Origin of the sequence: Bacillus sp. LBA3-1-1.1 (genome assembly GCF_040676495.1) — a bacterium.
Lineage (GTDB): Bacteria > Bacillota > Bacilli > Bacillales > Bacillaceae_G > Bacillus_A > Bacillus_A nitratireducens.
Window position 1 is genome coordinate 573,973 of the sequence record NZ_JBEGIB010000001.1, and the last position, 9,317, is coordinate 583,289.

General features: G+C 35.9%; 10 protein-coding genes. All 10 read left to right on the top strand.

Translation table 11 applies throughout. The features are described from left to right. Nucleotides 1-6 precede the first annotated feature (6 nt). The gene (gene rbfA / locus MRBLBA3_RS03125; RefSeq protein ID WP_000776443.1) at nucleotides 7-363 is read left to right on the top strand and encodes a 30S ribosome-binding factor RbfA; all 357 of its coding nucleotides are present in this window, start codon (nucleotides 7-9) and stop codon (nucleotides 361-363) included. Between the two features lie 86 nt (nucleotides 364-449). Beyond that, nucleotides 450-1,373, top strand: a complete 924-nt coding sequence (truB, locus tag MRBLBA3_RS03130; RefSeq protein ID WP_000399333.1) for a tRNA pseudouridine(55) synthase TruB — start codon at nucleotides 450-452, stop codon at nucleotides 1,371-1,373. Between the two features lie 43 nt (nucleotides 1,374-1,416). After that, on the top strand, nucleotides 1,417-2,388 hold the full coding sequence (ribF, locus tag MRBLBA3_RS03135) for a bifunctional riboflavin kinase/FAD synthetase (protein WP_000766724.1): 972 nt from the start codon (nucleotides 1,417-1,419) through the stop codon (nucleotides 2,386-2,388). Nucleotides 2,389-2,488: 100 nt separating this feature from the next. Further along, nucleotides 2,489-2,758 (top strand): 30S ribosomal protein S15, encoded by a 270-nt coding sequence (gene rpsO, locus MRBLBA3_RS03140; RefSeq protein ID WP_001229392.1) that lies wholly within the window; start codon nucleotides 2,489-2,491, stop codon nucleotides 2,756-2,758. 161 nt (nucleotides 2,759-2,919) lie between these two features. Continuing rightward, on the top strand, nucleotides 2,920-5,058 hold the full coding sequence (gene pnp / locus MRBLBA3_RS03145) for a polyribonucleotide nucleotidyltransferase (RefSeq protein ID WP_000076732.1): 2,139 nt from the start codon (nucleotides 2,920-2,922) through the stop codon (nucleotides 5,056-5,058). Nucleotides 5,059-5,214: 156 nt separating this feature from the next. Continuing rightward, nucleotides 5,215-6,114 carry a polysaccharide deacetylase family protein gene (locus MRBLBA3_RS03150; protein ID WP_000868215.1) on the top strand — a complete coding sequence of 300 codons (900 nt, stop codon included), beginning with the start codon at nucleotides 5,215-5,217 and terminating at the stop codon, nucleotides 6,112-6,114. 86 nt (nucleotides 6,115-6,200) lie between these two features. Next, nucleotides 6,201-7,442 carry a M16 family metallopeptidase gene (locus tag MRBLBA3_RS03155; RefSeq protein WP_000593008.1) on the top strand — a complete coding sequence of 414 codons (1,242 nt, stop codon included), beginning with the start codon at nucleotides 6,201-6,203 and terminating at the stop codon, nucleotides 7,440-7,442. Nucleotides 7,443-7,574: 132 nt separating this feature from the next. After that, a complete protein-coding gene (locus MRBLBA3_RS03160; protein ID WP_001239742.1) occupies nucleotides 7,575-7,826 on the top strand; it encodes a YlmC/YmxH family sporulation protein in 252 nt (83 codons plus the stop codon). Nucleotides 7,827-7,996: 170 nt separating this feature from the next. After that, the gene (gene dpaA, locus MRBLBA3_RS03165) at nucleotides 7,997-8,899 is read left to right on the top strand and encodes a dipicolinic acid synthetase subunit A (protein WP_000954746.1); all 903 of its coding nucleotides are present in this window, start codon (nucleotides 7,997-7,999) and stop codon (nucleotides 8,897-8,899) included. After that, nucleotides 8,896-9,317: dipicolinate synthase subunit B (gene dpaB, locus MRBLBA3_RS03170; protein ID WP_098798785.1), on the top strand; the 422-nt coding region annotated here is incomplete at its 3' end. The genes dpaA and dpaB, both read left to right, overlap by 4 nt.

Sequence of the window (9,317 nt, forward strand, 5' to 3'; positions counted from 1 at the left end):
AGAATTATGAAATTACGTGCAAACCGTGTAGGCGAGCAAATGAAAAAAGAATTAGGCGACATCATCAGTCGTAAAATTAAAGATCCACGTGTCGGATTTGTTACAGTAACAGATGTACAAGTGAGTGGAGATTTACAAATTGCTACAGTATATATTTCTGTTTTAGGTGATGAAGAACAGAAAGAAAGTACATTAAAAGGTTTAGCGAAGGCAAAAGGCTTCATTCGTTCAGAAATTGGCCAACGTATTCGTCTTCGTAAAACACCGGAAATTTCTTTTGAATTTGATGAGTCTATCGGATATGGTCATCGAATTGATACACTTTTACATGAAATTAATAAAGAAGGTAAACGTGAAGAATAATGGATAGACATATGTCTATCCATTTTTTCAATGCAAAATAAGTTTTGGATATTTATTATGAAAGAATTATGATGAGGTGAACATATATGGAAGGTGTAGTATTATTACATAAGCCGAAAGGCATGACGTCACATGATTGTGTATTTAAATTAAGAAAGATTTTACGTGAGAAACGAATTGGTCATACGGGAACATTAGATCCAGATGTAACGGGCGTATTACCGATTTGTGTTGGTAAAGCAACGAAAATTGCACAATTTTTAACAAGTGAGACGAAAACGTATGAAGGTGAAGTAACATTAGGATTTTCTACGACGACTGAAGATGCTTCGGGTGAAGTTGTAGAAACGAAAAATGTAGATCGTGTTATTACACGAAAAGAAGTAGAAGATGTTCTTGCAAAGTTAACAGGAACAATTGAACAAATGCCACCGATGTTTTCAGCTGTAAAAGTAAACGGGAAAAAACTATACGAATATGCTAGAGCAGGTCAAGAGGTTGAACGTCCAGTTCGTACAATTACAATTCACGAATTTGTATTACTTGATGAACGTGAAGTTTTTGAAGGGGAAAACATTTCATTCCGTTTCCGTGTAACGTGTAGTAAAGGAACATATGTAAGAACGCTAGCAGTAATGATTGGTGAAAAACTTGGTTTTCCATCACACATGTCCCATCTTGTAAGAACAGCATCTGGTGAATTTTTACTAGAAGATTGCATATCATTTGAAGAAATTGAAGAAAACGTGCAAAATGGAACAGTAGAGTCTATCTTCATTTCAATTGACGAAGCATTAAGTAAGTTTCCGAAAATGGTTGTAGATGAAAAGCAAGCAGAAAAAATAAAAAATGGTATGTTCTTAAAGAATGAATTAGAAATAACAGCACCATTTATTACAGTATTTGATAAAAATGATTGTTGCTTAGCGATTTATGAGCACCACCCAAAACACCCTGGTATGCTAAAGCCAATGAAAGTACTTGTGAATAATCAAGAACTAAAGCTATAATGAATTATCGGAAGGATTATTACAGAAAAAGGTGAATTCAAGCGTGAAACTTATTCATTTAACTCATCCACATGAACAAAATAAACTAGAATTACCACCTACTGTAATGGCATTAGGATTTTTTGATGGCATTCATTTAGGACATCAATGTGTGATTCGAACTGCGAAGCAAATAGCGGATGAACGGGGATATAAAAGTGCAGTTATGACATTTTATCCTCATCCATCTGTTGTTTTAGGAAAAAAGGAAGCGCATGTGGAGTATATTACACCAATGCGTGATAAAGAAAAAATAGTCGAAAGTTTAGGAATCGATATATTATATGTTATTAAATTTGATGAATCATTTGCAGGATTATTACCACAACAATTTGTAGATGATTATATTATTGATTTAAACGTAAAGCATGTAGTAGCAGGATTTGATTATTCATATGGACGTTTAGGGAAAGGGAAGATGGAGACTTTACCATTTCATGCAAGAGGGGAGTTTACACAGACCGTGATCGAAAAAGTTGAATATCAAGAAGAAAAAGTAAGTTCTACTTCATTACGAAAGTTAATTCGAAATGGAGAAATGGAGCAGATTCCATCTATTTTAGGGAGAGCTTATACGGTAGAAGGAACAGTTGTGCACGGTGATAAGCGTGGACGCCAAATTGGCTTTCCAACTGCAAATGTAGGTTTAAGTGATGAATATCTACTCCCACCTGTAGGTGTATATGCAGTGAGATTGAAAGTTCACGATGAATGGCACGATGGCGTATGTAATATTGGATATAAACCAACTTTTAAAGAAGATGAGCGCCAATTATCTATTGAAGTACATCTATTTGAATTTAATAAAGATATATACGATCAAAGTGTCACGGTGGAGTGGCATATGCGTATAAGAGAAGAAAAAAAGTTTAATGGTATTGATGAGTTAGTCGCACAAATCGCGAAAGATAAGAAAATTGCCCAAGAATATTTTTCAAGTGCAAAGAATATACTTGCTTTTTCAAATGAAAAGTAGTATTCTATGTTATGTACTTTATGACAACCATTGCTTGGCATTGCGACTCACCGACGCTTGCTAGGTAATTGGGGGTTTAATTAATAGGAGGTGAAATAGGATGGCTTTAACACAAGAGCGTAAAAATGAAATCATTGCACAATTTAGAACTCATGAGACTGATACTGGTTCTCCAGAGGTTCAAATTGCTGTCCTAACGGAGCAAATTAACACTCTAAACGAGCACTTACGTACTCACAAGAAGGATCATCATTCACGTCGTGGTCTATTAAAGATGGTTGGTAAACGTCGTAACTTACTTACTTACCTTCGTAATAGCGATATCACACGTTACCGTGAATTAATCACAAAGCTTGGCTTACGTCGATAGTCAAAGAAGCGGGAATATTCCCGCTTTTTTGTTAGGTAAAAATATATCTTCTACTCTTTATAGCTTATTAAATTTTCGGCAATACTAGAGGAAAGAATATTGTGATATACTATCCATTTACATAGAAGAATTGAATATTTTAAATTGAGAGGGGTACTTAAATGAGTCAGGAAAAGCAAGTCTTCTCGATAGATTTAGCTGGTCGTCAGCTAACAATTGAAACAAGTCAGCTTGCAAAACAAGCGAACGGAGCAGTATTAGTAAGATATGGCGACACAGCAGTTCTATCTACAGCAACTGCATCAAAAGAGCCAAAAAATGTAGATTTCTTCCCACTTACAGTAAACTATGAAGAGCGTTTATATGCAGTCGGAAAAATTCCAGGCGGCTTTATTAAGCGTGAAGGCCGTCCAAGTGAAAAAGCAATTTTGGCAAGTCGTTTAATCGACCGTCCAATTCGTCCACTTTTCGCAGATGGTTTCCGTAACGAAGTACAAGTTGTCAGCATTGTAATGAGTGTTGATCAAGATTGTTCTTCTGAAATGGCAGCTATGTTTGGTTCTTCATTAGCGTTATCGATTTCAGATATTCCATTTGAAGGCCCAATCGCTGGTGCAACAGTTGGTCGTATTAATGGCGAGTTCGTTATTAATCCAACAGTAGAACAGCAAGAACAAAGTGATATTCACCTAGTTGTAGCTGGTACGAAAGATGCAATTAACATGGTTGAAGCAGGAGCAGATCAAGTACCTGAAGAAACAATGTTAGAAGCAATTATGTTTGGTCATGACGAAATTAAACGTCTAATTGCATTCCAAGAAGAGATTGTACAAGCTGTAGGTAAAGAGAAATTAGCAGTAAAACTTTATGAAGTTGACGCTGATCTTAATCAAGCTGTACGTGAAATGGCTGAGAAAGATATGCATTCAGCGATTCAAGTACATGAAAAGCATGCACGTGAAGATGCAATTAACGAAGTGAAAAAGCGTGTAATTGAACATTACGAAGCGCAGGAAGCTGACGCTGATACATTAGGACAAGTAAGTGAGATTTTATATAAAATTGTAAAAGAAGAAGTACGTCGTCTTATTACAGTTGAAAAAATCCGCCCAGATGGCCGTAAAGGTGACGAAATCCGTCCATTAGCATCAGAGGTTGGTATTTTATCTCGTACACACGGTTCTGGTTTATTCACACGTGGACAAACACAAGCATTAAGTATTTGTACATTAGGTGCATTAGGCGATGTACAAATTTTAGATGGTCTTGGTGTAGAAGAATCAAAACGCTTTATGCACCATTACAATTTCCCATCATTTAGTGTTGGTGAAACAAGACCGATGCGTGGACCAGGTCGTCGTGAAATTGGTCACGGTGCACTAGGAGAACGTGCTCTTGAGCCTGTAATTCCATCTGAAAAAGATTTCCCATATACAGTACGTCTTGTATCTGAAGTTTTAGAATCAAATGGTTCTACTTCACAAGCAAGTATTTGTGGTAGTACTTTAGCAATGATGGATGCTGGTGTTCCACTTAAAGCACCAGTTGCAGGTATTGCAATGGGTCTAGTTAAAACTGGTGAGCATTACACAATTTTATCTGATATTCAAGGTATGGAAGATCATTTAGGTGATATGGACTTTAAAGTAGCAGGTACAGCAAAAGGTGTAACTGCACTGCAAATGGACATTAAAATCGATGGTCTATCTCGTGAAATTTTAGAAGAGGCATTACAACAAGCGAAAGTTGGTCGTGTGCACATTCTAAATCATATGTTATCTGTTATTGCAGAGCCACGTACTGAATTATCAGCGTATGCTCCAAAGATTATTACAATGACAATTAACCCAGATAAAATCCGTGACGTTATTGGACCGAGCGGTAAACAAATTAATAAAATTATTGAAGAAACTGGAGTTAAAATTGACATCGAGCAAGATGGTACAGTATTCATTTCTTCAATAAATCAAGAAATGAATGACAAAGCTAAGAAAATTATCGAAGATATCGTTCGTGAAGTACAAGTAGGTGAAATCTACGAAGGAAAAGTGAAACGTGTTGAGAAATTCGGTGCTTTCGTTGAATTATTCAGCGGTAAAGATGGATTAGTCCACATTTCTGAATTGGCACTTGAGCGTGTAGGTAAAGTAGAAGACGTTGTGAAAATCGGTGATGTAATTACAGTTAAAGTTATCGAGATTGACAAGCAAGGTCGTGTGAACCTATCTAGAAAAGTATTGCTAAAAGAAGAGCAAGAAAAAGAAGCTGCGAAAGAAGAAAATAAACAAGAGCAGCAATAAGTAAAAGCCAGTTAAACTGGCTTTTTTTGTTATGTAAAAAACATGATTTGCATATATTTTTATGTCAGTATAGGTATAGTTTTCATCATAACGCTCAAATTAACAAAGATAAGAAGAAAATGGTTTTCTTTTTATATAGTTAATGGGAGGGTTTATATGAAAGTTCGTATATTTGCATACATATTAATATTTTCTTTATATGTTGGTTTAGGCTCTTATTCCGTTTTTGCTCAAGATAGTTTGTATGAAGAAATTCAAAAACAAGCAAAACAGTATGAGGTTGTTCCGCAAAATGCGGTGATTGATAAGATTTGGAAAGCGACACCAGGATATAATGGAAGACAAGTGGATGTAGAAGCATCCTACAATAATATGAAGACGCTCAAGAAGTTTGATCAACAACAACTTAAATTCAAGGAAGTATCACCGAGTGTCCATCTAAAAGATTTACCACCAGCTCCCATTTATCGAGGGCACCCAAATAAAAAAATGGTGGGATTAACAATTAATGTGGCATGGGGCAATGAGTATTTGCCTCGTATATTAGAGATATTGAAAAAACATGATGTGAAGGCGACTTTCTTTTTGGAAGGACGTTGGGTGAAAGAAAATTTGAGGTTTGCAAAAATGATTGTAGATGCGAATCAAGAAGTAGGAAATCATTCTTACACACACCCCAATATGAAAACGTTATCTTCGGAGGAAATACGAGAGCAATTGCAAAAAACGAATCAAATGATAGAAGTAGCTACGAATCAAAAGGTGAGATGGTTTGCTCCTCCAAGTGGAAGTTTTCGGGATGAGGTAGTAAAGATAGCGGATGATTTTCAAATGGGTACGATTATGTGGACGGTAGATACAATTGATTGGAAGCGACCAGAACCAGGCGTGCTATTGCAGAGAGTAATGCGGAAAATACATCCAGGTGCTATCGTGCTAATGCATCCTACTTCATCTACAACGGAAGCATTAGAAACTATGATTAAAAATTTGAAGGAACAAGGATATAAAGTAGGGAATATAACAGAATTACTGGATGAAAAACGTGTAGATTAAATACATTTGCATGACATTCATCCTTAAACTTGTTATCATTAAATAATAGCAATTATTTAGAGAAACTGGCATTAGGAGGAAAGTTTTTGATTAAAAAATATACGTGTAAAAATGGTGTAAGAATTGTTATGGAGAATATTCCAACTGTACGCTCAGTTGCGATTGGTATATGGATCCATGCAGGTTCAAGAAATGAAAATGAAAAAAACAATGGGGTTTCGCACTTTTTAGAGCACATGTTCTTTAAAGGGACAGAAACACGTAGCGCGCGAGAAATTGCAGAATCATTTGATAGCATTGGCGGACAAGTAAATGCTTTTACTTCAAAAGAATATACATGTTACTATGCAAAGGTGTTAGATGAGCATGCTAAATACGCGTTAGATGTTTTAGCAGACATGTTCTTTAATTCAACATTTGATGAGGAAGAACTGAAAAAAGAGAAGAATGTTGTATGTGAAGAAATAAAAATGTACGAAGATGCGCCAGATGATATTGTACATGATATGTTAACGAAAGCAACATATGAAACGCATCCGCTTGGATATCCTATTTTAGGAACAGAAGAAACACTTGAAACATTTACAGGTGATACGTTACGTCAATATATAAAAGATCATTACACACCTGAAAATGTAGTTGTATCAATTGCAGGAAATATTGATGAATCATTTTTACAAATTGTAGAGCAATATTTCGGTAATTACGAAGGCACAACAAATCGTGAACAAGTACATAGCCCAATTTTCCATTTCAATAAAGTATCACGTAAGAAGGAAACAGAACAAGCTCATTTATGCTTAGGATATAAAGGCTTGCAAATGGGACACGAAGATATTTATAACTTAATTGTATTAAATAATGTTTTAGGCGGTAGTATGAGTAGCCGTTTATTCCAAGAAGTACGTGAGCAACGTGGATTGGCGTACTCAGTATTCTCTTATCACTCTTCTTATGAAGATACAGGGATGTTAACGCTTTACGGTGGAACAGGTAGCCAACAATTAGATACACTGTATGAAACAATGCAAGAGACGTTAAATACGTTGAAAAATACAGGTATTACAGAAAAAGAGCTTGTTAATAGTAAAGAGCAATTAAAAGGAAACTTAATGTTAAGTTTAGAAAGTACGAATAGTCGTATGAGCCGTAACGGTAAAAACGAATTACTTCTTCGTAAACATCGTTCTCTTGATGAAATAATTGAAAGTGTAAATACTGTAACAAAACAAAATGTAGACGAATTAATTCGTAACATGTTTACAGATGAATTCTCTGCGGCACTTATTAGTCCAGATGGAAAATTACCAAAAGGAATGAAACTTTAGTTGGTTTTATGATTCATTCCTTTTCGAGAATAATCGTATCTCATTTATATGAGGTACGGTTATTTTTTTTATATATGCAGAATAGGTACTTATTATAGGAGGCTTTTATAAAAAGATAAGGGGGGAGATTTCATGCGTTTAAGTGAATTAAGTGGTAAAGAGATTGTGGATTTAGAAAGAGCGGAAAAAATGGGAGTTTTAGGTCACGCAGATGTAGAAATTAATGAGCGAGACGGGCGAATACAAGCTCTTATAATACCGCTTGGGAAATGGGGAGGCTTTAAAAGAGAACAACAAGAAGTGAGGGTGGAATGGAACCAAATTAAGAAAGTGGGACACGATATGGTAATTTGCGATTTTACAAATCATACAAAGTCAGAATGAAAGATGACCGTTTTGGTTGTCTTTTTTCTTATTTTTATATAGAGCAGATAAAACATGTGTGCTTTTTGTTTTTCAATCACCTCAAACTCGTACATTACATATGATGTGGAGGAAAAAGAAAAAGTAGGCATTTTTCTTATAAATGAAAGAAAAAGAAGGTGAATTAGGGAATGTTGACTGAGATGCATATCGCTGTCATAGGAGGAGATGCACGGCAGCTAGAAGTAATTCGCAAGTTAGTTGAACTAGATGCGAAACTTTCATTAATAGGGTTTGAACAGCTAGATCATGGCTTCACTGGGGCAGCAAAAGAAAGTATACAGGATTTAAATTTCGCTGCTTTAGATGCCATTATTTTGCCAGTTGCAGGGACGAATGCCAAAGGAGAAGTAGATACTATTTTTTCAAATGAAAAAGTTTCTATTACGCAAGAGCAAATTGAAAAAACACCAGAACACTTTACTATATATTCAGGTATCGGAACACCTTATTTGGAGAATCTTGTATCCACTACGAATCGAAAACTTGTAAAATTATTTGATCGTGATGATGTTGCAATTTATAACTCTATTCCGACTGTAGAAGGTACACTAATGATGGTTATTCAACATACTGATTATACAATCCATGGATCGAATGTAATGGTTTTAGGGTTTGGTAGAACTGGTATGAGTGTAGCAAGAGCCTTTCAATCATTAGGAGCACATGTCAAAGTAGGAGCGAGACGATCGGAACATATTGCTCGTATTACAGAAATGATGTTTTCTCCTTTTCATATGCAAGATGTAGAAAAAGAAGTGGGTAATATCGATATTGTGATTAACACAATTCCGCATCTCGTTGTGACAGCGAATGTTATTTCAAAAATGCCAGCTCATACGTTAGTAATTGATTTAGCTTCGAAACCAGGCGGTACCGACTTTAGATATGCGGAGAAAAGAGGAGTCAAGGCGTTGTTAGCACCTGGTTTGCCTGGTATTGTTGCTCCGAAAACAGCCGGACAAATTTTAGCGAACGTTCTTTCTCAGTTACTAGCAGAAGGTGCAATAGCAAGAAAGGAGAATGGGGAATGAATTTAAAAGGGAAAAGAATAGGATTTGGTTTTACAGGTTCACATTGTACGTATGAGGAAGTGATGCCTCATTTAGAAAAATTAATTGCTGAGGGAGCAGAAGTACGTCCCGTTGTTTCTTACACTGTTCAATCAACAAATACTAGATTTGGAGAAGGAGAAGAGTGGATTAAAAAGATTGAAGAAATAACAGGTTTTAAGGCAATTAATTCAATCGTTGGCGCAGAACCACTAGGACCTAAAATTCCACTAGATTGCATGGTGATTGCACCACTAACAGGAAATTCTATGAGTAAATTTGCAAATGCAATGACAGATTCTCCAGTACTAATGGCAGCAAAAGCGACGCTAAGAAATGGAAAGCCTGTTGTGTTAGCTGTTTCGACGAATGATGCTTTAGGGCTTAACGGGGTTAATCT

Excerpts from the sequence above, each read along its gene's own strand:
- MRBLBA3_RS03150 (WP_000868215.1), top strand. The coding sequence starts at position 5,215 with ATGAAAGTTCGTATATTTGCATACATATTAATATTTTCTTTATATGTT.
- rpsO (WP_001229392.1), top strand. The coding sequence starts at position 2,489 with ATGGCTTTAACACAAGAGCGTAAAAATGAAATCATTGCACAATTTAGA.
- truB (WP_000399333.1), top strand. The coding sequence starts at position 450 with ATGGAAGGTGTAGTATTATTACATAAGCCGAAAGGCATGACGTCACAT.
- dpaA (WP_000954746.1), top strand. The coding sequence starts at position 7,997 with ATGTTGACTGAGATGCATATCGCTGTCATAGGAGGAGATGCACGGCAG.
- pnp (WP_000076732.1), top strand. The coding sequence starts at position 2,920 with ATGAGTCAGGAAAAGCAAGTCTTCTCGATAGATTTAGCTGGTCGTCAG.
- rbfA (WP_000776443.1), top strand. The coding sequence starts at position 7 with ATGAAATTACGTGCAAACCGTGTAGGCGAGCAAATGAAAAAAGAATTA.
- MRBLBA3_RS03160 (WP_001239742.1), top strand. The coding sequence starts at position 7,575 with ATGCGTTTAAGTGAATTAAGTGGTAAAGAGATTGTGGATTTAGAAAGA.